Consider the following 24,655-nt stretch of genomic DNA (forward strand, 5'->3'; position numbering starts at 1 on the left):
AACTTGATACAACAAAGATGTTACGCGTCCACTGTGTGGTTCCCGAGATACGGTCGGGACAAACAAACCACTGAATATCTCCATAGAGTTTCGGCTGTCATAGCGAAGGGGAAACGCCCGGTCCCATTCCGAACCCGGAAGCTAAGCCCTTCAGCGCCGATGGTACTGCACTGGTGACGGTGTGGGAGAGTAGGACGCAGCCGAACACACCTTCACAAAAGGGCCTTCCCACGGGAAGGCCCTTTTGCATTCCCCGGGCTCTTTCCCAGGGCTTTGTCCTCTGTTGTCGACAAGGTCCCTTCGTGTCGGTATGACCGGTTAGGGTGACCCCCGGACGACCGCAACGACGCGGTCGTCGCTGCCCCCACCGCCGGCCGACCGTCGGCGTACCCCTGTCCCGGAGGTCCCGATGTCCGCGTCCAGCCCTTCTGCTCGTCCCGAGCCCACCCGAACCCAGCCGGCGAGCGAGCAGTCGCGTCGCCAGGTCCTGTCCATGGCGGTGCTCGGTGGCGCCGGGGCGAGTGCGGCGTTCTTCGCCGCGCCCGGCACCGCGCAGGCGGCGACCCCGAAGGGTCGTCCCGGGTCGGGGACGACGCCGTACCGGCTCACGGTCATGGGGAGCACGGACACCCACGGCAACGTCCTCAACTGGGACTACTTCAAGGACGCTGTCTACGACGACGGTCCGCACAACGACATCGGCCTCGCCAAGATCGCGTCGCTCGTCAAGCTCGTGCGCGCGGAGCGAGGGGCCTCGAGCACCTTGCTGCTCGACGCGGGTGACACCATCCAGGGGACGCCGCTGGCCTACTACTACGCGAAGATCGACCCCATCACCGGTGGTTCCACCCACCCGATGGCCAAGGCGATGAACGCCATGGGCTACGACGCTGCTGCGCTGGGCAACCACGAGTTCAACTACGGCATCGAGACCCTGCGGACCTTCGAGTCGCAGTGTGACTTCCCCCTGCTGTCCGCCAACACCGTGGACTGGAAGACCGGTGCGCCGGCCTTCCAGCCCTACACGATCAAGTCCTTCAAGGTCCCCGGCGTGCCCAAGCCGCTCAAGGTCGGCATCCTCGGCCTGGTGACCCCCGGGGTGGCCATCTGGGACAAGGCGAACGTCGAGGGGCGGCTCAAGTTCCCCGGCATCGTCGAGCAGGCCGAGGTCTGGGTCCCCAAGCTCAAGTCGGCGGGCTGCGACCTCGTCATCGTGTCGTGCCACTCGGGCGCCAAGCCGGGCTCGTCCTACGGTGACGCGCTGCCCTACCCGGAGAATGCCTCGTTCCAGCTCGCCGAGCAGGTCGCCGGCATCGACGCCGTCCTCGTGGGCCACGCCCACGTGGAGATCAAGGAGCAGCTCGTCCCGAGCAAGGCCACGCCCGGCAAGAACGTCCTGGTCACCGAGCCCCTCAAGTGGGGGATGCGCCTGTCGGTGATGGACCTCGACGTGGTCCACCAGGCGCGGGGCTGGAAGCTCGTCTCGGCGCACTCGCACCTCCTCGACGCCAACACGGTCCCCGAGGACGCTGCGGTCGCCGAGCTCGTCCGCGAGGACCACGCCGTGGTCCGCACCTACGTCAACTCCGTCATCGGCACCTGCACGGCCCCCATGTCCGCCGCCACGGCGCGCTTCGAGGACACGGCGGCCATCGACTTCATCAACCACGTCCAGGCCGACGCCGTGAAGGCTGCGCTGGCCGGTACCCCCGACGCGTCGCTGCCGGTGCTGTCGATCGCTGCGCCCTTCAACCGCGACGCGGCCATCCCGGCGGGCAACGTCACGGTGCGCGACGTCGCCGGACTCTACGTCTACGACAACACCCTGCTCGGGATCCGGTTCACCGGGGCCCAGGTGAAGGCCTACCTCGAGTACTCCGCTGCCTACTACGAGACCGTCACCGGTGCCGGCCCGTTCGCCCCCGATGACATCACCAATGCCGTCAACCCGGCCACTGGGCTCGAAACGCCTGACTACAACTACGACATCATGGGCGGCCTCGACAAGTCGCTGGCCTATGACATCGACATCGCCAAGCCGGTGGGGCAGCGCATCACCACGCTGACGTATGGGGGCCAGCCCGTCGACCCGGCGGCGCAGTTCGTCGTCGCGATCAACAACTACCGGCAGTCCGGTGGCGGCAACTTCCCGGGCGTGACGACGGCGCCGGTGCTCTACAACGCCCAGGTGGAGATCCGGCAGCTGCTCATCAACTGGACCACCGAGCAGGGTGTGATCGACCCGTCGACCTTCACCACGTACGACTGGAGGCTCGTCTCCAACGGCACGCCTGTGGTCGTGGAGGGTGCCGCCGAGGGCGGTCGGCACTGAGCCAGGGCCACCGCGCCCGTCAGGCCACCGAGGAGGTGTGACCCGGGCCGGCACCCGTCACGGACGGGTGCCGGCCCGGGCTCGACGTCAGCGGGGGAGGACGTCCAGCCGGTAGCCGCGCTTGACCACCGTGCGGACCAGTCCCTTGGCTGCGCAGGCCTCGCGCAGCCGGGCGACGGCCACCTCGGCAGTGTGGGGGTCGTTCGAGTCCCCGGGGAGCACGGCCAGCAGCTGGGCCCGCGTGACGACCTCGCCCTCGGCGGCTGCCAGTAACCGCAGCACCTCGAGGCCGCTGGGGGAGACCGGTAGGACGTGGCCGTCCAGCAGGGCGACAGTCCGTCGGACCTGGAGGCGCCCCGCCACCGTCGAGACGGCCGACGTCTGCGCCTGCTCGTAGTGGCTGACGAGCCTGCGCACCAGAGCGCCCAAGCGCCCCCGGTCAGGGACCACTGGCTCGACACCACGCTCGCGCAACGGGCGAGCGGTCACCGGGCCGACAGCGGCGGCCACCATGGCGCCGGTGGCGAAGCGCTGCTGCACGGCGGGCCACACCCCCTCCGCGTCGACCGCAGCCAGCCAGGCCGCGGCGCCCGGCGCAGAGGTGAACACCACCGCGTCGATCTCGCCGGCGGCTGCGGCGAGGACCGAGTTCGTGAGCGCCTGCGGGTCGGGTGCGGGCCCCCACCGGTAGACGACGAGGCTGTGGACATCCGCCCCGGCCGCGGCCAGCTCGATGTCGAGGCCGTCGGCGCCGGCACCGTGGTGCTGGACGGCGATCCGGTGCCCGGCCACGCCCTCGGTGAGCAGCAGGTCGAGGATCTCCGCCGAGGTCTCGGACTCCGCGACCCAGTCCGCCTGCAGGCCCGCAGCCTGGATGGCACCCCTTGCCTTGGGGCCGCGGGCGATGATGCGGGCCCGTTCGAGCACCTCGCTGAGCTCGTCGGCGAGGCCGGCGGCATCCGCTGCCTCGACCCAGCCGCGGAAGCCGATACCCGTGGTGACGACGACGGTGTCCGGGGGGTCGGCGACCAGGGCCTTGGTGTCGAGCAGCAGCTGGTCGTCGTGCTCGTGCGGCACGATGCTCAGCGCCGGGGCGTGCCGGACGGAGGCCCCGCGGCGCGCCAGGGCAGACCCCAGCTCACCCGAGCGCCGGTCGGCCGTCACGAGCACCACACAGCCGGTCATCACCGGGCTCAGCCCGGGCGCCCCGGGCGCCCCGGCCGCCCCGGACCCACGGGTCACGGGAGCACGTCCAGGAGATCGTCGGAGGCCACGGCTCCCACGACGACGACCGCTGGGGCTCGGACCCCCGACTCGGTCGCCACCCGCGCGACGTCCCCCAGCCAGGCGCGGGTCACCCTCTGGCCGGGCAGCGTGGCGTCCTCCACGATGGCGACGGGGGTCGACGCGAGAGCCCCCGCTGCCAGCAGCTGCCGGACGTGCTGCCCCAACTTCGAGACACCCATGAGCACGACGAGCGTGGCGCTGGCGTCGACCACCGAGCGGACCGCGGCGGCCTCGAGCGTCGTGTGGCCGTGCGTGACGTGCACCGCGGCCACGGTGCCCCGGTGGGTGACCGGTATGCCGGCCGCGGCCGGGCCGGCCAGCGCCGAGCTCACGCCGGGTACGACCTCGACGGGGATCCCGTGCGCGGCCAGCACCGCCTGTTCCTCGCCACCGCGCCCGAACAGGTAGGGGTCGCCACCCTTGAGCCGGACCACGACGCGGCCGCGCTCGGCCTGCTCCACGAGCAGGGCGTTGATCTGGTCCTGGCTGACCGCGTGGGCGCCGGGCACCTTGCCCACGTCGATGACCTCGACGTCGGCCGGGAGCGAGGACAGCAGGCTCGTCGGCCCCAGCCTGTCCGTGACGACGACGTCAGCCTCACTGAGGGCACGCCGACCGCGGAGGGTGAGCAGGTCGGGCGCACCGGGTCCGCCACCGACGAGGACCACGCGACCGACCCCCGCGGAGTCCCTGCGCCGGTGTCGCAGGTCGAGGTCGCCGGTCTCCAGGGCGAGCGTCAGCTGGTCGCGCACGGATCGGGCGCGCGCCGGGTCCGCGTCCTCGGAGGAGGCGACACCCACGACCAAGCCGGCGTGACGGGTGGTCGCCGGCGTTCGCGCCGTACCGTCCGCGACCGAGCTCGCGCACACGCTCCAGGTGCGGCGCTCGGTGGCCCAGGCGCAGACCCGGGTGTTGGTGCGGGCGTCGTCGGTCGCGGCGTGGACGAGCCACATCCCGTCGAGGTCGTCCTCACGCACCTCCCGCTGGACCCACGTGAGCGCACCGTCGAGGACGGCGTCGACGAGGTCCTCGCACAGCTGCGGCGCGACGACCGTGACGACCGCGCCGTCCGCGGCCAGCGCCGTCGCCCGCCGGGCCGCGACCGTCCCGCCACCTGCGACCAGGACGCGCCTGCCCGTGACCTCGAGCCCCAGCAGCATCGTCATCGCCCACCCTGTCCTCCGGGGAGCCCCACGCTGACGATGTCCCCGTCGAGGTGCACCGGGAACGTCTGCAGCGCACGGGGTTCCTTGCCAACGGGGTCCAGGCAGCCTCCGGTGCGCAGGTCGAAGACCTGCTTGTACATCGGCGAGGCCACGGTGGGGACGTCGCCGCGGGTGCCGACGATGCCGCGCGACATCACGTTGGCGCCGCTGAACGGGTCGAGCTGCTGCACCGCGAAGACCCGGTCGTCGTGGGTGCGGAAGAGGGCCACCTGGGTGCCGGCGACGAGCGCTGCGGCCCCACGCTCTCGGGACAGCGACTTCAGGGTGCACACCTCGTGCCAGGTGACCCCGAGCTCGCTGGTGGCTGTCGTCTCGATGGTCATCCGCGCACCTCCAACGTGGTGCCGGCGATGAGGACCCCGCCGCTGGCACGTTCGGAATCCGTTGCGGGGCGGGGCTGCCCGCGTTCGCTGACGTAGGCCAGCATGTCGTCCGGCTGGTTGGGGGCGTTGACGAACGAACCGAAGCGACGCAGCGTGTCGGGGTCGTCGAGCGCAGCAGCCCACTCGTCCTCGTAGCCGTCCACGTGACCCGCCATCGCCACGTCGAGGTCGTGGCCGATGCCCAGGGAGTCCTCGAGCACCACGTCGCGGATGGCGCCGAGGCCGCCCTCGTGGTCCTCGACCCACGCCGCCGTGCGCTGGAGCCGGTCGGCGGTGCGGACGTAGTACATGAGGAACCGGTCGATCGTGCGCACCAGGGTCTCGGTGTCCAGGTCCTCCGCCAGCAGCTGGGCGTGTCGAGGGGTGAAGCCGCCGTTGCCCCCGACGTAGAGGTTCCAGCCGTTGTCGGTGGCGATGACACCGACGTCCTTGCCGCGGGCCTCGGCGCACTCGCGCGCGCACCCTGACACGCCCAGCTTGATCTTGTGCGGTGAGCGCAGCCCCCGGTAGCGGAGCTCGAGGGCGATCGCGAGGCCGACCGAGTCCTGCACTCCGTAGCGGCACCAGGTCGAGCCGACGCAGGACTTCACGGTCCGCAGCGACTTGCCGTAGGCGTGCCCCGACTCGAAGCCGGCGTCGACCAGCCGCTTCCAGATCTTCGGCAGCTGCTCGATGCGGGCGCCGAACAGGTCGATGCGCTGCCCGCCGGTGATCTTGGTGTAGAGCCCGAAGTCCTTGGCGACCTGACCGATGACGATGAGCCCCTCGGGGGTGATCTCGCCGCCCGGTATGCGGGGCACCACGGAGTAGGAGCCGTCCTTCTGGAGGTTCGCCATGACGTGGTCGTTGGTGTCCTGCAACGCCGCCCGCTCGCCCTGGAGGATGTGCCCGGTACCGAGCGAGGCGAGGATGGAGCCGACGACCGGCTTGCAGATGTCGCAGCCCCGACCGCGTCCGTGGGCGGCGATGATCTCGCTGAAGGTTGTGAGCCCCTGCACGCGCACGACGTCGAACAGCTGCGCCCGCGACAGCTCGAAGTGCTCGCAGAGCGCGTTGCTCACCTCGACCCCGGACTTCTCCAGCTCGGTGGTGACCAGGCGCTTGACCAACGGGAGGCAGGAACCGCAGCTGGTGCCTGCGCGGGTGCAGGCCTTGACGCCGGCCAGGTCGGTGCAGCCGCCCTCGGTCACCGCGCAACGGATCGCACCCGCCGCCACGTTGTTGCAGGAGCAGACCGTGGCCTCGTCGGGCAGGTCGGCGGGTGCAGGTGCGGCACCCTCGGGCAGGAGGTAGGCCGCGGGGTCGCCGCCGAGCTCGCGACCCACCATGGGCCGCAGGGCCGCGTACGCACTGGCGTCGCCGACGAGGATGCCGCCGCGCAGGGTCCGTGCGTCGTCCGACATCACGAGCTTCTTGTAGACGCCGGCGACTGGGTCGGAGATGACCACCTCCAAGCCGCCGGGCTCCTGGGCGAACGCGTCGCCGAAGGAGGCGACGTCCACGCCGAGGAGCTTGAGCTTGGTGGACAGGTCTGCGCCCGGGAAGGTGCCCTTGCCGCCGACGAGGCGGTCCGCGACCACCTCGGCCATGGTGTAGCCCGGGGCGACGAGACCGAGGCAGCGGCCGCCGATGCAGGCCACCTCTCCGACCGCCCACACCGAGGGGTCGGCGGTGGCACACGAGTCGTCCACCACGACGCCACCCCGTTCGCCGACCTCCAGGCCTGCGTCGCGAGCGAGCTCGTCTCGGGGGCGCACCCCCACGGCGAACACGACCACGTCCACGTCGAGCCGCCCGCCGTCGGTGAACTGCATCCCTGACACGCGGCCGAGTCGGCCGGTGATCTTCGAGGTCGCGGTGCCCGTGCGCACCGAGACCCCGAGCGCCTCGATCAGCCTGCGCAGGGCCTCGCCGCCCCCGTCGTCCACCTGCAGCGGCATCAACCGGGGAGCGAACTCGACGACCGTGGTGCCGACCTCGAGGGCCGTGAGGGCGCCGGCCGCCTCCAGGCCCAGCAGGCCGCCACCGACGACGGCGCCGCGAAGGGGACGACCGAGGTCGGCGCGCAGCTGCTCGACGTAGGTCCGCAGGTCGGCGACGTCGTCGATGGTCCGGTAGACGAAGGCCCCACGCAGGTCCTTGCCGGGGACCGGGGGCACGGCGGCGTACGAACCGGTCGCGAGCACCAGCGAGTCGTAGGCAAGGGTCCGGCCCTCGGAGGTCGTGACCGTCTTGGCAGCCCGGTCCACCGCCGTCGCGGCCACGCCTCGCCGGAGGGTGACGAGCGGGTCGTCCCAGAGGTCCTGGCCGCCGAGGGCGAGGTCCTCGGGGTCGCGGCCGGTGAAGTAGGAGGTGAGGGCCACCCGGTCGTACGGTGCGCGGGGCTCCTCGCAGAGCAGCGTCACCGACCACTCACCTGTGGTGTCACGGGCCCGGAGCGCGTCGACGAGACGGCGTGCGACCATGCCGCCGCCGACGACGACGAGCTGTCGCGTGCTCTGGTCCTGGGCCATGGCGACCACGCTAGGACGCTGCCGTTTCGGTGCTGTGGATCATGTGTTTCCCCTTCGTTACGTCGTCCTCACGGGGGAGGACGGTGGTGCGAGAGCCGGTGGAGGAGGTGGTGTCCGGCCCCGGGTGCAAGGCGTCCAGAAGGGCACACACGTCGTCAGCGCAGCCTCCGCAGCCGGTGGTCGCGCGGGTACGGGTGGCCACTTCTTCGACAGAGGTGGCGCCGTCCCCGACGCAGGCGGCGATGGCTCCCTTGCTCACCCCGTTGCAGCGGCAGACGGTTTCGTCGTCCGGGACGTCGGCGGGGGTGGCGGCCCTCCCCGGACGCGGTGCCAGCGCGGACAGGAGCAGGTGGGCCGGGTCGGCCGGCACCGGGGTGCGGCGGGTGTAGGTCGTCACCAGCTCGGCAGCCACGCTGCCGCCCCCGACACAGGTCGCCCCGACGAGAAGGCCGCCGGAGACGACCACCTCGACGTGCCGTCCGGCTGCGGGGTCGCTGAGGCGCAGGGTGCGCTGGGTCGGGTCACCGGGCCGCTGAGTGCCGCACACGCCCATCGTGACGACATCGAGCCCGTGGGCCTTGAGGCGCACGACGTCGCTCGTGGTGGGCGGCGCCTGGACCGAGTGGTCCGGCGCCGCACCGCAGAGACGGGCGGCGAGACGTCGAGACTGTTCCCAGCCCTGGGCCACCAGGCCGCTGCCGCCCTCCGGCGGCTGGGCGCAGTCGCCGATCGCCGCCACCCGGGGGTCGGCGGGGCACGCGAGGTCGTCGCCGACCACGATGCCGCGGTCGACGCCCAGACCTGCTGCTGCCGCGAGACCGGTGCTCGGCACGGTGCCGGTGGCGAGCACGAGCAGGTCGGCAGCGAGCACCTGGCCGTCGTCGAGGACCAGCCCGCTGACACGACCGTGCTCGACGACGGCCTCGACGGCGCCGGTGCCGACACGCTGGTCGATCCCGAGGGCGGTCATGGCGGTCTCGACGACCCGGCTGGCCCCTTCGTCGAGCTGGCGCTCCATGAGGGCCGCAGCGGGGTGCACGACCGTCACCGCAACCCCTCGGCGCGCCAAGCCGCAGGCCGCCTCCATCCCCAGCACCCCACCACCGAGCACCACGGCGCGGTGCGCGTTGAGGGTCGCCGCCACGATCTCGCGGGCGTCGTCGATGGTGCGCAGGGGGTGGACCCCGCCGGCCAGCCGGCCGACGGTGCTCAGCCCCGCGATCGGGGGCACGCGGGCGGTGGAGCCCGTGGCCAGCACGAGCCGGTCGTAGCGCAGCCGTACCCCGTCGTCGGTCTCCACGAGCCGGTCGTCGAGATCGAGGCGCACCGCGTGGGTGCCCCGGTGCACGGTCAGCCGGTCGCTGACCGGAGTCGGCAGCGTCAGGTCCGCGAGGTCGTGCTTGGCGGCGAGGACCTCGCTGAGCAGCACCCGGTTGTAGGGCTCGCCGGCCTCGGCACCCACGACCGCCACGTCGAAGCGGTGCGCCGAGTCGGCAGCCAGCAGGTCCTCGACGAACCGTGCCCCGACCATGCCGTTGCCGACGACGACGAGCCGGGTCACCGTGTGGCCCCAGCGGCCGGGACGGGTCGAGTCGCGCCGTCGGGGCTGTCCACGGAGACGTCGACGGCGCAGACCTTGAACTCGGGCATCCCCGAGACCGGGTCGGTGGCGTCGGAGGTCAGCTGGTTGACGCCCTCAGGACCACCCCAGTGGAACGGCACGAAGACCGTGTCCGGACGGATGGCGTCGCTGACCCGTACGGGCAGGACCATCGAGCCGCGCGCCGTGGTGAGGCGGACCCGGCGGCCGTCCGCCACCCCGAGTCGGGCGGCGAGGAGCGGGTGCACCTCCACCCGGGGACCCGGCACCGCGGTGGCCAGCGACGGCACACGACGTGTCTGGGCGCCCGACTGGTAGTGCTGGAGGACCCTGCCGGTGACCAGGTGGATCGGGGCATCGGGCCTGAGGTCGTCGGCCGGCCCCACGTGGTCGACCGCGACCAGTCGCGCGCGCCCGCTGGGGGTGGGGAAGGAGTCGCCGAACAGGCGCGGGGTGCCAGGGTGCTCGGGCTCCCCGGCTGCGACCGCCGGACAGGGCCAGAACACGACGGCGCTCGCGTCGTCCCGGTCGAGCCGCTCGTGGCTCACCCCGCCGTAGTCGGCCCGGCCGCCGTGGCTGGCGCGTGCCAGCTCGTCGAACACGAGCCTCGGGTCGGTGTCCCAGGTCCCTGCCGCCCCGAGGCGGGCGGCGAGCTGAGCCCACACCCAGAGCTCGCTGCGTACCCCTGCCGGTGGCTCGATGGCCTTGCGGCGCCGCAGGATCCGGCCCTCGAGCGAAGTCATCGTGCCCTCCTCCTCGGCCCACTGGGTGACCGGCAGGACGACGTCCGCGAGCAGCGCGGTCTCCGAGGGCACGAAGTCGCAGACGACGAGCAGCTCCAGCGACCGGAGGCGCGCGGCCACGAGCTGGGCGTTGGGGGCGCTGACGAGAAGGTTGGAGCCGTGCACGAGCAGCGCCCGCGGCCCCCCGTGGGTGCCAAGGGAGGCGAGCAGCTCCAGCGCAGGCTTTCCCTTGCCCGGCAGCGTGTCCGGGTCGACGCCCCACACCCCGGCGACGTGGGTCCGGGCGGCTGGGTCGTCGATCATCCGGTAGCCCGGGAGCTGGTCGCACTTCTGGCCGTGCTCGCGCCCACCCTGGCCGTTGCCCTGCCCGGTGACCGCGCCGTAGCCGCTGCCGACGCGACCGGGCAGGCCCAGCACCAGCGCGAGGTTGATGGCCGCCGACACGGTCGCCGTTCCCTGGCGTGACTGCTCCACCCCACGGCCGGTGAGGACGAACGCGCCCCGGCCACCGCTCGACGGGCTCGCGGCAGCGAGGAGTCGGGCGGCGGCACGCAGCTGGTCGGCAGGGACGCCGCAGACCTGCTCGGCGCGCTCCGGCCACCAGAGCGCGCTGCGCCGGCGGACGTCCTCGAGCCCTTCGGTGCGCTCCTCGAGGTACGCGGTGTCGGCGAGCCCTTCGCTCAGCAGGATGTGGACGAGCGCGAGCAGCACCACCAGGTCGGTGCCGGGCAGAGGCTGCAGGTGAAGTCCCTGGCTGTCGGCAGCCAGCTCTGCGGTCGCGCTCCGCCGTGGGTCGACGACCACCAGGCCACCCCGGGCACGGACCTCGGCCAGGTGCGCGACGGACGGCGGCATGGTCTCGGCGAGGTTGCTCCCGAGCAGGAGCACGGCGTCGGCCCGCGAGAGGTCGGTCAGGGGGAAGGGCAGGCCGCGGTCGATGCCGAGGGACCGGTTGGCGGCCGCGGCGGCACTGCTCATGCAGAAGCGGCCGTTGTAGTCGATGTTGGCGGTGCCGAGGGCGACCCTGGCGAACTTGCCCAGCTGGTAGGCCTTTTCGTTGGTGAGGCCACCCCCGCCGAAGACGGCCACAGCGTCGGGGCCGTCCTCGGCGCGGATGCGGGCGAGCTGCCCCGCCACGAGGTCCAGCGCCACCTCCCAGGAGGTCGGCACCAGAGTCCCGTCCGGTCCCCGCACGAGCGGTGCGGTGAGCCGGTCGGGGGCCTGCAGCAGCGTCGCGCTGGTCCAACCCTTCTGGCACAGGCCGCCCCGGTTGGTGGGGAAGTCCCGGCCCTCCACGACGACGGGAGCATCGCCAGCCGGCTGGGTGGCCGCACCTCCAGCCACGCGCCTGGCGGCGGTGGCCGCGGGAGCGGAGGAGTCGCACGACGCGTCCGCGGGCGTGAGGCGCTGAGCGCACTGCAGGGCGCAGTACGGGCAGTGGGTCGAGGTGGCGACGGGGGAGCGGCTCACGGGCGCACCGGCCTCAGATCTTCTCGGCGGACAGGGCCGAGCCCCCGCGCGCGTAGACGACGTACGTGGTGGCGGCCATGACGACGTACGCGGCGACGAACACCCACAGGGCCGGCACGAGGGACCCGTAGGTCGCCTTGGCCATCGCGAACCCGCGCGGGATCAGGAAGCCGCCGTAGGCGCCCACCGCACCCGCGATGCCGATGCAGCCGGCGGCCGTCTTGCGGGCCGTCGGCAACCTCTCAGCGCTCACCCCCGCCCGGAACACCGCCGGGATCATGCGGTAGGTCGCACCGTTGCCGATGCCCGCGCCCAGGAACAGCACCAGGAACGAGCCGAAGAACAGGGGGAAGCCATGCGATGCCAGGCCCGCGACGGCGCCCACGGCGCCGGCCGCCAGCAGGGCGAACGCCCCGATGGTCACCCGGGCGCCTCCGAGCCGGTCCGCCACCATCCCACCGAGCGGCCGGCACAGCGCGCCGATGAGGGCGCCCAGGAAGGCGACGGTGGAGGGGGCCTGCGGGAACTGGGTCTTGAGCAAGGTGGGGAACGCCCCCGAGTACCCGATGAACGAGCCGAAGGTGCCGATGTAGAGGAAGGAGATGACCCAGGTGTGCCGGTTGCGGGCGGCCCGCGCGAAGCTGCCGTAGTCCGACCGGACGCCGGAGAGGTTGTCCATGCCGCGCCACGCGGCGACGGCGGCGAGCAGGACGAGGGGGATGAACATCAGCCCGGCACGCTCGAGGTGGGTGCCGGCGCCGAGGGTGATGACCGCGGGCACGACGAGCTGGACCACGCCCGTGCCGAGGTTACCCCCGGCGGCGTTGAGCCCCAACGCCTTTCCCTTCTCGGCCTCGGGGAAGAAGAAGGAGATGTTGGTCATCGAGGAGGCGAAGTTGCCGCCGCCGAACCCCGCCAGGGCCGCGCAGGCCAGCAGCAGGCCGAAGGGCGACGACGGCTCGGAGACGACCCAGGCCAGCGCCGTCGCGGGGACGAGGAGCAGCAGTGCGGAGACCACCGTCCAGTTGCGGCCGCCGAAGAGGGGGACGGCGAACGTGTAGGGGATCCGCACCGTGGCGCCCACGAGGCTCGGCAGGGCGATCAGCCAGAACTGCTGGTCCAACGTGAGGTCGAACCCGGCAGCAGGCAGCAGCGGCACGACGACGCTCCACAGGGCCCAGACGCAGAAGCCGAGCAACTCTGCGCTGATGGACACCGCGAGGTTGCGACGGGCGATGGTGCGTCCGCCACCACGCCAGAACGTGGGGTCCTCGGGGTCCCAGTGGTCGAACCAGCGACCGGAGCGGCGTACCGGGTGGGACAGGCCAACGGCCTCGGTGGGGGTGAGTTCTGTGGTCACCCGCCGAGCGTGGCAACGGCGTGTTTCACGGCCGACCGATGCCCGTTAAGCATCCGTAACAGTTGCCGCACAGTGGCGCGGCCGGGGTTGTGAGATGTAGCGGGAGCGCGGGCCGGCTCGGCCCGGGCGGACGGACCCGTGTGTCAGCCGGCTCGCACGACAGGCGTCCCGCTGAGGACCACGTCGTGGGCCGCCAGCTCGGCCAGGGCGCGCTCGGTCGTCTCGGCTGCCACCCCCGCGGTGAGGTCGAGCAGCACGGTGGTCTCGAAGCCTTCCTCCGCGGCGTCGAGGGCGGTCGCGCGGACGCAGTGGTCGGTGGCGATGCCGACGACGTCGACCGCCTCGATCGCCCTGTCCCGCAACCACTCTGCGAGCGGAACGCGTTTGTCGGCCTCGACGGTGACCCCCTCGAAACCACTGTAGGCAGCGCTGTGCAGGCCCTTGCGGAAGATCGCCTCGACGTGCTCGAAGGCGGGCTCGGCGGCCGGGTGGAACAGCGCGCCGTCGGTGCCCACCCGGCAGTGCGCCGGCCAGGTGTCGACGAAGTCGGGGGAGTCGCTGAAGTGTGCGCCCGGGTCGTCGTGCCAGTCGGCCGTGGCCACCACGGCGGCGTAGTCGTCGCCGTGGACCCGGATGTGCTCGCTGATGCGCCCGGCGACCTCCGCGCCGCCGGCCACGGCGAGCGAGCCGCCTTCGCAGAAGTCGTTCTGCACGTCGACGATGACCAGCGCGCGGCTCATGGCCTCACGCTATCCCGTGACGCCGCCCGCGTCGCTCGCCACGATGGCGTCGCGGAGGGCGAGCATGCCGACGACGACCTCCTCGAAGCTGGTGCTGAGCGGTGCGACGCCGATCCGGATGCCGTCGGGGTCGCGGTAGTCGGGGATGACTCCCTGGGTCCACAGGGTCGCCGTGATCTCGCGGAACCCGTTGCGCCGCAACGTCACGTGACCACCGCGGACGGACGAGTCGCGCGGACTGGCGACCTCCACGCCGAGCGGCGCGAGCAGGTCGTCCGCCAGGCGGATGACGAGTTCGGTGAGCGCGACCGACTTGGTGCGGATCGCCTCGATCCCTGCCTCCTCGATGACGTCGAGGGAGGCCTGCAGCGGCACCATGGCGAGGATCGGGGGTGTGCCGGAGACGAACGACCGGATGCCGTCCGCGGGGTCGTAGCCGGGGCCCATCTGGAAGGCGTCGCGCCGGCCGATCCAGCCCCAGATGGGCTGGCGCAGCGTGCCGTGGTGACGCCGCGCGACGTACGCCCAGGCGGGCGAGCCGGGGCCACCGTTGAGGTACTTGTAGGTGCAGCCGACCGCGAGGTCGACGCCCCAGTCGTCGAGGTGCGCCGGCACCGAGCCGCCGGTGTGGCTGAGGTCCCACAGGACCAGGCCGCCGGCGTCGTGCACCGCTGCAGTGATGGCCGCGCCGTCGGCGATGAAGCCCGAGCGGTAGGCGACGTGGCTGAACACCGCCAGTGCCGTCCGCGGGCCCACGACGGACTGCACCTGCTCGAGGCTGACACCTGAGCGCTCGTCGGCCTCGATCCACCGCAGCGTCAGCCCCCGCTCGGCCGCGATGCCCTCGAGGACATAGCGGTCGGTGGGGAAGTTGTCGGTGTCGAGCACGACCTCGTCGCGCCCCTCGGCGACCTGGGCGTCCACCGCGGCCCAGGAGAGCTTGTAGAGCAGGACCGTGGTCGAGTCGCCGACGAAGGTCTGGCCGGGGGCGGCGCCGAGCACCAGCTCGCCGATGCGGTCGCCCACGCGGCCGGGCCACTCGAGCCACTGCTCGTCCCACGACCGGATGAGGCGGTCGCCCCACGGGCCGGCGACGAACTGCTGGAGCAGGTCGGCTGCGGCCGCGACCGGCCGCCCCAGGGAGTTGCCGTCGAAGTACGCGACGAGGTCGGTGCCCTCCGGCGTGAGGTAGCGCTCGCGCAGGGCGCCCAGCGGGTCGGCGGCGTCGAGCTGTGCCGCCTCGGCGCGGTAGTCGTGGTCAGCCATGACCGCATCCTGCCGCATGCGGTCCTAGGCGCGGGCGCCGACGTACTCCGTGGGGATGGCCGGTTCTCCCCGCTGCAGCCGCAGGGCTGCGGCGGGGAGCTCTGCGCGCGAGGCGGTGTGGCGCGCGCGTGCAGCCTCGAGGGTGTGCCGCCCCGGGTCGACGGGCTCGCCGGAGCGCAGGAACGGGACCAGCAGGTCGCGGTCGTCACCGTCGTCGCTCGGGGGTTCGCCGATCCCGAGGACCTCCGCCTCGGCCACCCCGTCCGCGGAGCGCCGTCGCAGCGCGAACTTGCGACCCGCCACCGTGGCCTTGTCCTTGCTGCGCTTGGCGACGCCGACCATCGTGCCGCTCTCGTCCTCGCGGGCGACGAGCTTGTAGACCATGCCGGCCGTGGGGGCCCCGGACCCGGTGACGAGGGACGTGCCCACGCCGTAGAGGTCGACCGGTCCTGCGGCGAGCCCGGCGATGGCGTACTCGTCGAGGTCCGAGGTGACCACGATCCTCGTGCCGGTGTTGCCGAGCCGGTCCAGCTGATCGCGGACCTCCCGTGCCTGCACGAGCAGGTCGCCGGAGTCGAGCCGGACTGCGCCCAGCTCGGGCCCGGCCAGCTCGACGGCGGTGGCGACGGCGGTCGGCACGTCGTAGGTGTCCACGAGCAGCGTGGTCCCCTTCCCCAGCGTCGCGATCTGGGCGGCGAACGCCTCGCGCTCGTCGTCGTGGAGCAGCGTGAACGCGTGCGCGGCCGTGCCGGCGGTGGGCACGCCGTACCGGCGCCCCGCCTCGAGGTTGGAGGTGGTGGCGAACCCCGCCACGTACGCCGCGCGGGCGGCGGCGACCGCGGCCTCCTCGTGGGTGCGGCGCGACCCCATCTCGATGCAGGGCCGCGACCCCGCGGCCGAGGTCATCCGTGAGGCCGCGGAGGCGACGGCGCTGTCGTGGTTGAGGATGCTCAGCACCAGGGTCTCGAGCAGCACCCCGTGGGCAAAGTCGGACTCGACCACGAGCACCGGGGATCCCGGGAAGTAGCACTCGCCCTCGGCGTAGCCCCACACGTCTCCGTCGAAGCGGAAGCCGGCCAGGAAGTCCAGGGTGGCGTCGTCGACCACGCGGCTGTCGCGCAGCCGCCGGAGCTCGGCCTCGCCGAAGCGGAAGGCCGCGAGCTCGTCGAGGAGGCGCCCCGTACCGGCCACGACGCCGTAGCGGCGGCCCTCCGGCAGCCGCCGGGCGAAGACCTCGAACACGCAGCGCCGTGAGGCGGCCCCGCTGCGCAGTGCGGCCTCGACCATGGTGAGCTCGTAGTGGTCGGTGAGCAGTGCAGTGGACTCCACGCGGGCAGCCTATGGTGGTGCCGTGCCGTCTGCCCTGTCCGTCACCGCCTCCCTCGCGCCCGTGGAGCAGCAGAGCGTCGCAGCTGACGCGGCGACCGAGCCCGACGTCCCCTGGATCACCCTCGTCTGGAACGACCCGGTCAACCTCATGTCGTACGTGACGTTCGTGTTCCAGACCTACTTCGGCTACTCCAAGGCCAAGGCCGAGCGCCTCATGATGGACGTGCACACCAAGGGGCGGGCCGTGGTGTCGACCGGCGCGCGCGAGCGCATGGAGACCGACACCGAGGCGCTGCAGGGCTACGGCCTGTGGGCCACCTTCCAGAAGGACAGCTGAGTGGCCCGCGGGTTCAAGAAGCGGCAGGGGCGCTACGTGGCCCGGCTCGACGCGGTCGAGCGCGGGCTGGTGGTCGGCCTCATGGAGCAGGTGCGCGAGCTCGTGCAGCCCGCCGACGCCGCCCAGGGCGCCGAGGGTGGCGACGAGTTCGACCGCATCGTGGCCGGGCTCGGGGGCGTGGGCATGGGCGTCTCGCTGGCGGCCGACGACCAGGTGCAGCTGGCCGGGGGAGTGCCGGCGCCGCGCGACCCCGCCCTCGACCGGATCTTCCCGACCGCCAACCGGCAGGACGACCAGGTCGCCGCGGAGTTCCGACAGCTCACCGAGCAGGGGCTGCGGGCCCGCAAGACCGCGAACCTCGACACCGCCATCGCGGCCCTGGCCCACCTCGAGGAGCAGAAGGTCTCCCTCGACCAGGCCCAGGCCGTGGCGCTCGTGGTCGCCCTCACCGACGTACGGCTCGTGCTCGGCGAGCGCCTCGGGCTCAAGCAGGACGACGACCTCGAGCTCATCGAGGAGCAGGTCTCCAGCCTCGAGGAGGACGACCCGGCGGTCTACGCACTCGCGGTGTACGACTTCCTCACCTGGCTCCAGGAGACCCTGGCGCACGCCCTCCTGCCCTGAGCGGGTAGGCGCCACCCATCGCGCCGCCCGACGGTGTGACGGACCAGACGGCCCGGCGGTCCCGGCCCAGCGCGCCCGCGCGTCTAGCCTTGACCCGTGGCTGACGCACCCATCGGGATCTTCGACTCCGGCTACGGCGGCCTGACCGTCGCCCGGGCGGTGCTCGACCAGCTGCCCCACGAGTCGATCGCCTACTTCGGCGACACCGCCCGCGCGCCGTACGGTCCGCGGCCCATCGCCCAGACGCGCGAGTTCGCCCTCGAGTGCCTCGACCGGCTCGTCGACCACGGCGTCAAGGTGCTGGTGATCGCGTGCAACACGGCCAGCGCAGCGGTCCTGCACGACGCCCGGGAGCGCTACGACGTGCCGGTCGTCGAGGTCATCCGCCCCGCCGTGCGCCGCGCCGCCGCCGCCACCCGCAACCACCGGGTCGGGGTCATCTCCACCCGGGGGACGCACCAGTCGGGGGCGTACGTCGACGCCTTCGCCGCAGCCCCCCAGATCGACGTCGCCAGCGTGCCGTGCCCGCGGTTCGTCGAGTTCGTCGAGTCCGGGGTGACCAGCGGTGCGGAGGTGATCGAGACGGCCCGGGGCTACCTGGCGCCGCTGCTCGAGCGGGAGGTCGACACGCTGGTCCTCGGCTGCACGCACTACCCGCTGCTCACGGGCGCCATCTCCTACGTGATGGGGGGCGTGACGCTGGTGTCCTCCGCCGACGAGACGGCCAAGGACGTGTACCGCGTGCTCGCCGACACCGACGCGCTGCGCCCGCCCCACCTGCCCCCGCCGAGCCACGGCTTCACCACGACCGGTGACGCGGCGGAGTTCACGCGTCTGGCCCGCCGGTTCCTCGGGCCCGAGGTCGGGGCCGACCAGGACGCGGTGTTCGGCGACGCGGTGGTCCGCTCGGTCGTGGCCGCCGCCACGTCGGGGACGTCGGGCGGCACGCGATGAGGGCGACGGTCATCGGGTGCTCGGGCTCCTACGCGGGACCGGACTCGCCCGCCTCGTCCTACCTCGTGCAGGCGGACCACGCGGGCCGCACCTGGAGCATCGTCCTCGACCTGGGCAACGGCGCCCTCGGCCCGCTGCAACGCCACCTCGACCCCGCCGAGCTCGACGCGGTCTTCATCAGCCACCTGCACCCCGACCACTGCGTCGACATCTGCGGGCTCTACGTCACGCGCAAGTACCGGCCGGGCGGCGCCGTGCCCGGCCAGCTCGACGTGCACGCACCCGCCGGGGCGGCCGATCGCTTCGCGCTGATGTACCACGGGCTCGAGCACGCCGGCATGAGCGCCGAGTTCGCCGTGCACGTGCTCGGTGACGCCGTCGCCACCACGGTCGGCCCGTTCACCGTCACGGCCCACCGGGTCAACCACCCGGTCGAGGCGTACGGGTTCCGGGTGGAGGCCGACGGCGCGGTGCTCGCCTACACCGGCGACACCGACGAGACCGACGCGCTCACCCCGCTGCTCACCGGCGCGGACCTCGCCCTGGTGGACAGCGCGTTCGTCGACGGCCGGGACGACGCGACCGGGATCCACCTTTCCGGTCGTCGCGCGGCGGAGGCCGCCGTGGCAGCCGGCGGGGTGGGCCGGCTCGTGCTCACCCACATCCCGGCGTGGAACGACCCCGAGGTCTGCCGGGCCCAGGCCGCCGCGGTGTGGCCGGGGGCGCTCGAGCTCGCCGCCCAAGGGAGGACGTGGACCCTCGGCCACGAGGACGGAGCCGGCGCCGGGTCGCCCGAGCAGGATCCCGTCACAATCGACCGCGCCGCGGGGCTGGCGATGTGGGCCGAGTACCGCGCCAGCCGCCCCGGGCTCCCCGAGGAGGGGGACCCACCCGTGGAGTGCTTCGGCGACAGCCCGGCCCTCGCGGACGAGCTGCTCGCCTTCGTGACCGACGGCCCCAAGCGTGCCACGGCGGGCCTCGTCGCCGGGTACGCCGCGGACGGGGACCCGTTGCCCCGGGTGGGTTCGCACTGGGTCGCCTGCGGCGGCGACGGACAGCCGCGCGTCGTGCTGCGGACGCAGGAGCTGCGGGTCGGCCCGCTGAGCTCGGTGGACGCACAGTTCGCCTGGGACGAGGGCGAGTACGACCGCACGCTCGAGTCGTGGCTCGACGGGCACCGGCGCTTCTTCCGGCGGCAGTGCGCGCGGATCGGCATCGACTTCTCCGACGAGCTCGAGGTGGTCTTCGAGCGGTTCACCAGGGTGTGGCCGCCGGAGCTCGCCGACTGACGGTCCACCGCGGGGTCTGGGCGAAAGACCGGTGGCCCCCTACGCTCGGGCCATGGCCAGAGCAGCGACGGTCGAGCTCGCGCCGAGTGTGTGGCGCATCCCCCTGCTCGGCGACTTCGTCAACGGGTTCATCCTGCGGGACGACGACGGTCAGGTGACCCTCGTCGACATGGGGGTGAAGCAGTCGGGGCCCAAGGTGCTGGCAGCGCTCGCCTCGATCGGGTCCGGCCCGTCGGACGTGACGCGGCTGCTGCTGACGCACGCCCACCCCGACCACGCCGGGGGCGCAGCGCACGTCGCGAAGGCCACCGGTCGTGACTTCGGGGTCCACGAGGCCGACGCGCCGTACGCCGAGGCCGGGGCGAGCCCGCCGCGGGACCAGTCGTTCCGCCTGGCCCGCATCATGACCAGGCTCATGGGGAGCAACGCGTTCCCGGCGGTCATGGTGGGGGAGCGGCTCATCGACGGACAGGTCCTCGACGTCGCCGGCGGCCTCGAGGTCGTCCACACCCCGGGGCACTCACCCGGGCACGTGGCCTACCTGCACCGGGACTCGGGTGTGCTGATCACCGGTGACTCGATCTTCAACGTCCGTGGTGTGCGCTGGCCGATCAAGTCGTTCTGCACCGACTTCAGGCTGACCCAGAAGACCGCGCACCGGCTGGCCGAGCTGGACTACACGACCGCGGCGTTCACCCACGGACCGCACATCGCCGACCAGCCGCGCGAGGCGATCCGGCGGTTCCTGGCCACGCAGAAGGTCTAGAGCCGCTCGCGCAGCCAGTCGAGGTCGGCCCGCTGGCCCTCGAGGCCGCCGCGGGTCTCGATGACGACCGGCGCGGCTGCCGCACGCACTGTCGCAGCGAGCTCGTCGGCGTCGATGAGCCCCTCGCCGAGGTTGGTGTGGCGGTCGGCGCCGGAGTCGAACTCGTCACGGCTGTCGTTGCAGTGCACGAGGTCGATGCGCCCCGTGATCGAGCGGATGGCGTCGACGGCGCTCGCCAAGGGGATGCCCCCGGCGTGGGCGTGGCAGGTGTCGAGGCAGAAGCCGACGTTGTCCGAACCCTCCGCCTGCCCGATCGCGTCCCAGGTGCGGGCGATCCGCTCCAGGGTGCGCGCCATGGCGTTGTCGCCGCCCGCGGTGTTCTCGAGCAGGAGCGGGATCTTCAGGTCGGTGGCCTCGATCGCCTTGCGCCAGTTGTCGAACCCCTTCTCGACGTCCTCCGCCTTGTCGACGTGGCCGCCGTGGACGATGAGGCCCTTGGCCCCGACCGACGCGCCCGCGTCGATGAACTGCTGGAGCAGCTTGCGGCTCGGAATGCGGATCCGGTTGTTGGTGGTGGCGACGTTGATGAGGTAGGGCGCGTGGACGTAGAGGTCGACCCCGGCGGCGGCGGCGTCGGCCTTGAGGGCCTCGGCGCCCCCGGCGTACTCCACCTCGGGGCCCTTGTAGCTCTGCGGGTTGCCGAGGAAGAACTGGGACAGGCCGGCGCCCCGCTCACGGGCCGCGGAGACCGGGTCGGCCGAGTCGACGTGGGCACCGATCGCGAAGGTTGCAGCCATGGGTCCACCCTAGGGCGGCCCACCGACGGCGGTTAGCCTTGCTGCCGTGACCGACACCACCGCCCCGACCGCCCAGGCCCGCCACGACGGCCGCACCCCCGACCAGACCCGCGAGGTGCGCATCACCCGCAACTGGCTGGACCACGCCGAGGGCAGCGTGCTCGTCGAGTTCGGCCGCACCCGGGTGCTGTGCGCCGCCTCGTTCACCGAGGGCGTGCCGCGCTGGCTCAAGGGCAAGGGCACCGGCTGGGTCACCGCCGAGTACGAGATGCTGCCGCGCTCGACCAACACCCGCTCCGACCGCGAGTCCCGCAAGGGCAAGGTCGGCGGGCGCACCCACGAGATCAGCCGGCTGATCGGCCGCAGCCTGCGCGCCGTCATCGACACCAAGGCCCTCGGCGAGAACACCATCGTCCTGGACTGCGACGTCCTGCAGGCCGACGGCGGCACGCGCACCGCGGCCATCACGGGTGCCTACGTCGCGCTCGTCGACGCCATCGAGGACGCCCGGGCCAAGGGCCTCATCGCCAGGAACGCCCAGCCGCTGAAGGGCTCGATCGCTGCCGTCTCCGTCGGCATCGTCAAGGGCCAGGCCGTGATCGACCTGGACTACCCGGAGGACTCCACCGCGGAGACCGACATGAACGTCGTCATGACCGGCGACGGGCGCTTCGTCGAGGTGCAGGGCACCGCCGAGGCCGAGCCGTTCGACCGCGACATGCTCAACCTGCTGCTCGACAAGGCCACGCAGGGCTGTGCGGACCTCACCGCCCGTCAGCAGGAGGCCCTCGCCGCCACCCCGCGGGAGCGCGAGCTGTGACCCGGGTCGTCCTGGCCACCCGCAACCACCACAAGGTCGTCGAGCTCCGCGCCATCCTCGCGGACGTCGTGGACGAGCTCGGCCTCGAGATCGTCGGCGCCGGCGACTTCCCGGGCGCCCCCGACGTGGTCGAGGACGAGGTGAGCTTCGAGGGCAACGCGCGCCTCAAGGCGCAGGCCCTCGCCGAGTTCACCGGGCTGCCGTCCCTGGCCGACGACTCGGGCCTCGCCGTCGAGGTCCTCGGTGGCGCCCCCGGCATCTTCTCGGCCCGCTGGGCCGGACGGCACGGCGACGACCGCGCCAACCTCGAGCTGCTGCTCGCCCAGGTCGCCGACGTCAAGGACGAGCACCGCTCCGCGGCGTTCGTCTGCGCGGCAGTGCTGGCCCTGCCGGACGGTACGGTGCGGTCCACCGAGGGACGCATGCCCGGCTCGCTGGCGCGAGAGCCCAAGGGCGCCAACGGTTTCGGCTACGACCCCGTACTCGTCGTGGAGGGGGACACCCGGCACGCGGCCGAGCTCTCGCCGGAGGAGAAGAACGCGATCTCCCACCGGGGCAAGGCCTTCCGCGCCATGGTCCCGCACCTGCGCGACCTGCTCGGCTGAGGCCCCTGCGAGGCCGTACAGTGGCGTCCGCGCGCAAGTGGCGGAATCGGCAGACGCGCCAGGTTTAGGTCCTGGTGCCTTCGGGCGTGCGGGTTCAAGTCCCGCCTTGCGCACGTGACCGATCCAATGGACGACCTCGAGGACGAGCAGGACCTGCCGGGCAAGAACGCGCTGGACACGGCGTCCTGGCGCAGGGAGGTGCACGCCCTGTACGCCGCCGTCCGTGCCGAGCCCGACCCCCAGAGGGCACACGCACTCTGGGTCGAGACGCGCTCGCTCCTGTTCCTCGAGCACCCGGCCTCACCCCGCCGTGAGGGGCAGGCGATGCGGCACGCGCCGTACGACCCCGCCTTCCGGTTCGTCGTGCCGGTCGAGCCGGCCGAGCAGAAGCCGTGGGAGTTCCACTCGGCCACCGACGGCATCGTGCCGTTCCGCGGCGCCGGGCGGGTCAGCCTCGACGGGCTCGGCACGCTGGACCTGTGGTGGCTGGACTCCTACGGCGGCGGCCTCTTCCTGCCCGTCAGGGACGGGTCGGCCGGGCAGGAGACGTACGGCGCCGGGCGCTACCTGCTCGACACCGTCAAGGGCGCCGACCTCGGGCGCGACGGTGAGGGCTCGTGGGTCGTCGACCTCAACTTCGCCTACAACCCGTCGTGCGTCTACGACTACCGGTGGGTGTGCCCGCTGGCCCCGGCCGCGAACCGCCTCGACGTGGCGGCGCCGGTGGGGGAGCTGCTGCCCGAGGGGTACGACGCCTGACCGCCACGACACCTGACCACCACGACGCCTGACCGCGACCCCTGACCACGACGACGGCACCGCGCCGCCCCGCGGCCAGCGCCCTACAGTCGGATCGTGAACCCCCTGCTGCGCGAGCTGCTCCCGACGCTTCGGCTCGACGAGGGCCACGTCGCCGCCCACCTCGACCTGCCGCCCGGTAGCGCGCTGCCGTCAGCGCTCCCGGTGAGCACGCTGGCCTGCGGAGCGGTCGCGGCAGCAGGGCTGGCCGGGGCGGCGCTGCGTGGGGGAGAGCGGGTGCACATCGACCCGCGGCAGGTGGCGGTGTCGTTCCGCAACGACCAGCTGCAGACGCTCGACGGGGTGGGGGGTTCGGGGTTCGCGCCGCTGTCGGGCTTCTTCGAGGCAGGGGACGGCTGGGTGCGCACGCACGCGAACTACCCCCACCACCGGGCGCGGCTGCTGCGCGCGCTGGGGCTCGGTGACGACGCGACCCGTGACGACCTCGCCGCCGTCGTGGCTGCCGGCAGCGCCGGCGAGATCGAGGACGTCGTGACCGCGGAGCACGGCATCGCGGTGCGGGTGCGGTCGCTGGCCGAGTGGATGGCCGGGGACCAGGCGCACGCGGTGGCGACCCATGACGTGCTCGCCGTGGCGCCCAGCGGCGCGGCGGCGCCCGTGCCGGTCCGGTCCCGGCCACGAGTCCTCGACCTCACCCGCGTGATCGCCGGCCCCGTGGCGACCCGGACGCTGGCCCTGCTCGGCTGCGACGTGCTGCGGGTGGACAGCCCACACCTGCCCGAGATCGAGGCCCAGCACCTCGAGACCGGCGCCGGCAAGAGGTCGACGCTCGCCGACCTGCACGACGAGCACGCCCGTCGTCGTGTCCACGAGCTCCTCGACGCAGCCGACGTGCTCGTCACGGGGTACCGCCCCGGGGCGCTCGCGGCGTACGGCCTGGACCCGGACGCGCTGGCCCGGACGCACCCACATCTCGTGTGCGCGACCTTGACGGCGTGGACCCCGAGCGGGCCGTGGGGAGGGCGGCGTGGCTTCGACAGCATCGTCCAGGCAGCCACCGGTATCGCGCTGCTCGAGTCGCGCGACGACCGCACGCCCGGTGCGCTCCCGGCGCAGGCGCTCGACCACGCCACCGGCTACCTGCTCGCCGCGGGTGTGGCCACCGCACTGCATCGCCGGGCGGCGGAAGGTGGCACGTGGCGGGTGTCGGCGCACCTGGCGCGGACGGCCCACTGGCTGCTCGGCTCCGGTGCGCTCGACGCCCCGGCCCGCGCCGTGGACGACCCTTCGCCGTGGATGGTGGCGACCGCGACGGAGGCCGGTGAGCTCGTGCAGTCTCGGCCCGCGTTCCGGGTCGACGACGCACCCCGCGAGTTCACGCGCGTCGGCCACCGCTGGGGCGCCGACGCGGCCGAGTGGCTGGCCCCCTAGCCCCGCGGCACGCAGGCGGGCGTC

General features: G+C 72.9%; 21 protein-coding genes, 1 tRNA gene, 1 rRNA gene and 1 pseudogene. 13 read left to right on the forward strand and 11 right to left on the reverse strand.

Annotated elements, in window-relative coordinates:
• The first annotated feature begins 89 nt into the window (after window positions 1-89).
• A 5S ribosomal RNA gene (gene rrf, locus ABEA42_RS16900) occupies window positions 90-206 on the forward strand.
• Between the two features lie 203 nt (window positions 207-409).
• A complete protein-coding gene (locus ABEA42_RS16905; protein WP_345505056.1) occupies window positions 410-2,332 on the forward strand; it encodes a bifunctional metallophosphatase/5'-nucleotidase in 1,923 nt (640 codons plus the stop codon).
• 87 nt (window positions 2,333-2,419) lie between these two features.
• On the opposite strand, the gene ABEA42_RS16910 is transcribed toward ABEA42_RS16905, so the two are convergent.
• The 10 genes from ABEA42_RS16910 to ABEA42_RS16955 all read right to left on the reverse strand — a co-directional run bounded on the left by ABEA42_RS16910 (window position 2,420) and on the right by ABEA42_RS16955 (window position 16,207).
• Window positions 2,420-3,517 (reverse strand): uroporphyrinogen-III synthase, encoded by a 1,098-nt coding sequence (locus ABEA42_RS16910; RefSeq protein ID WP_345505347.1) that lies wholly within the window; start codon window positions 3,515-3,517, stop codon window positions 2,420-2,422.
• Between the two features lie 53 nt (window positions 3,518-3,570).
• Window positions 3,571-4,785: a uroporphyrinogen-III C-methyltransferase gene (gene cobA / locus ABEA42_RS16915; RefSeq protein ID WP_345505057.1), complete on the reverse strand. Its 1,215-nt coding sequence runs from the start codon at window positions 4,783-4,785 to the stop codon at window positions 3,571-3,573.
• Window positions 4,782-5,168: a nitrite reductase small subunit NirD gene (gene nirD, locus ABEA42_RS16920; RefSeq protein ID WP_345505058.1), complete on the reverse strand. Its 387-nt coding sequence runs from the start codon at window positions 5,166-5,168 to the stop codon at window positions 4,782-4,784. Before nirD ends, cobA begins: the two co-directional genes overlap by 4 nt.
• Window positions 5,165-7,741, reverse strand: a complete 2,577-nt coding sequence (nirB, locus tag ABEA42_RS16925; RefSeq protein WP_345505059.1) for a nitrite reductase large subunit NirB — start codon at window positions 7,739-7,741, stop codon at window positions 5,165-5,167. The genes nirD and nirB overlap by 4 nt, the downstream gene beginning before the upstream one ends.
• A gap of 10 nt (window positions 7,742-7,751) precedes the next feature.
• Window positions 7,752-9,302, reverse strand: a complete 1,551-nt coding sequence (locus ABEA42_RS16930; RefSeq protein ID WP_345505060.1) for an FAD-dependent oxidoreductase — start codon at window positions 9,300-9,302, stop codon at window positions 7,752-7,754.
• Window positions 9,299-11,554, reverse strand: a complete 2,256-nt coding sequence (locus ABEA42_RS16935) for a molybdopterin oxidoreductase family protein (RefSeq protein ID WP_345505061.1) — start codon at window positions 11,552-11,554, stop codon at window positions 9,299-9,301. The genes ABEA42_RS16930 and ABEA42_RS16935 overlap by 4 nt, the downstream gene beginning before the upstream one ends.
• Before the next feature lie 13 nt (window positions 11,555-11,567).
• The gene (locus ABEA42_RS16940; RefSeq protein WP_345505062.1) at window positions 11,568-12,914 is read right to left on the reverse strand and encodes an MFS transporter; all 1,347 of its coding nucleotides are present in this window, start codon (window positions 12,912-12,914) and stop codon (window positions 11,568-11,570) included.
• 143 nt (window positions 12,915-13,057) lie between these two features.
• Window positions 13,058-13,654, reverse strand: coding sequence for an isochorismatase family protein (locus tag ABEA42_RS16945; protein ID WP_345505063.1), 597 nt, complete (start codon window positions 13,652-13,654; stop codon window positions 13,058-13,060).
• 9 nt (window positions 13,655-13,663) lie between these two features.
• The gene (locus tag ABEA42_RS16950; RefSeq protein WP_345505064.1) at window positions 13,664-14,920 is read right to left on the reverse strand and encodes a kynureninase; all 1,257 of its coding nucleotides are present in this window, start codon (window positions 14,918-14,920) and stop codon (window positions 13,664-13,666) included.
• A 24-nt stretch (window positions 14,921-14,944) separates the two neighbouring features.
• Window positions 14,945-16,207, reverse strand: a complete 1,263-nt coding sequence (locus tag ABEA42_RS16955) for a nicotinate phosphoribosyltransferase (protein ID WP_345505348.1) — start codon at window positions 16,205-16,207, stop codon at window positions 14,945-14,947.
• A gap of 64 nt (window positions 16,208-16,271) precedes the next feature.
• On the opposite strand from ABEA42_RS16955, the gene clpS reads away from it, so the two are divergent.
• From clpS to ABEA42_RS16980, 6 genes and pseudogenes are all read left to right on the forward strand, one after another.
• Window positions 16,272-16,586 carry an ATP-dependent Clp protease adapter ClpS gene (clpS, locus tag ABEA42_RS16960; protein WP_425572105.1) on the forward strand — a complete coding sequence of 105 codons (315 nt, stop codon included), beginning with the start codon at window positions 16,272-16,274 and terminating at the stop codon, window positions 16,584-16,586.
• Window positions 16,587-17,210: a DUF2017 domain-containing protein gene (locus tag ABEA42_RS16965; protein ID WP_345505065.1), complete on the forward strand. Its 624-nt coding sequence runs from the start codon at window positions 16,587-16,589 to the stop codon at window positions 17,208-17,210.
• Window positions 17,211-17,306: 96 nt separating this feature from the next.
• Window positions 17,307-18,164: a glutamate racemase gene (gene murI, locus ABEA42_RS16970; protein ID WP_345505066.1), complete on the forward strand. Its 858-nt coding sequence runs from the start codon at window positions 17,307-17,309 to the stop codon at window positions 18,162-18,164.
• A pseudogene (locus ABEA42_RS18535) lies at window positions 18,161-18,925 on the forward strand (MBL fold metallo-hydrolase); the annotation flags it as partial. The gene murI and the pseudogene ABEA42_RS18535, both read left to right, overlap by 4 nt.
• Before the next feature lie 75 nt (window positions 18,926-19,000).
• Window positions 19,001-19,453, forward strand: coding sequence for an ASCH domain-containing protein (locus ABEA42_RS18540; protein ID WP_425572112.1), 453 nt, complete (start codon window positions 19,001-19,003; stop codon window positions 19,451-19,453).
• A 52-nt stretch (window positions 19,454-19,505) separates the two neighbouring features.
• Window positions 19,506-20,219, forward strand: coding sequence for an MBL fold metallo-hydrolase (locus tag ABEA42_RS16980; RefSeq protein ID WP_345505068.1), 714 nt, complete (start codon window positions 19,506-19,508; stop codon window positions 20,217-20,219).
• On the opposite strand, the gene ABEA42_RS16985 is transcribed toward ABEA42_RS16980, so the two are convergent.
• A complete protein-coding gene (locus ABEA42_RS16985) occupies window positions 20,216-21,016 on the reverse strand; it encodes a deoxyribonuclease IV (RefSeq protein ID WP_345505069.1) in 801 nt (266 codons plus the stop codon). The two genes, ABEA42_RS16980 and ABEA42_RS16985, sit on opposite strands and share 4 nt — an antisense overlap.
• A gap of 46 nt (window positions 21,017-21,062) precedes the next feature.
• Between ABEA42_RS16985 and rph the strand changes: the two genes are divergently transcribed.
• The 5 genes from rph to ABEA42_RS17010 all read left to right on the forward strand — a co-directional run bounded on the left by rph (window position 21,063) and on the right by ABEA42_RS17010 (window position 24,631).
• A complete protein-coding gene (gene rph, locus ABEA42_RS16990; RefSeq protein ID WP_345505070.1) occupies window positions 21,063-21,836 on the forward strand; it encodes a ribonuclease PH in 774 nt (257 codons plus the stop codon).
• A complete protein-coding gene (gene rdgB / locus ABEA42_RS16995; RefSeq protein ID WP_345505071.1) occupies window positions 21,833-22,441 on the forward strand; it encodes an RdgB/HAM1 family non-canonical purine NTP pyrophosphatase in 609 nt (202 codons plus the stop codon). Before rph ends, rdgB begins: the two co-directional genes overlap by 4 nt.
• A gap of 31 nt (window positions 22,442-22,472) precedes the next feature.
• Window positions 22,473-22,554: transfer RNA gene (locus ABEA42_RS17000), tRNA-Leu, on the forward strand.
• 1 nt (window position 22,555) lies between these two features.
• Entirely contained in the window at window positions 22,556-23,200 is a 645-nt protein-coding gene (locus tag ABEA42_RS17005) for a DUF1684 domain-containing protein (protein WP_345505072.1), read from the forward strand.
• 96 nt (window positions 23,201-23,296) lie between these two features.
• Window positions 23,297-24,631: a CoA transferase gene (locus ABEA42_RS17010; RefSeq protein WP_345505073.1), complete on the forward strand. Its 1,335-nt coding sequence runs from the start codon at window positions 23,297-23,299 to the stop codon at window positions 24,629-24,631.
• The last annotated feature ends 24 nt before the right edge of the window (window positions 24,632-24,655 follow it).

The organism is Pedococcus ginsenosidimutans, from assembly GCF_039544395.1.
GTDB classification, from domain to species: Bacteria; Actinomycetota; Actinomycetes; order Actinomycetales; family Dermatophilaceae; genus Pedococcus; species Pedococcus ginsenosidimutans.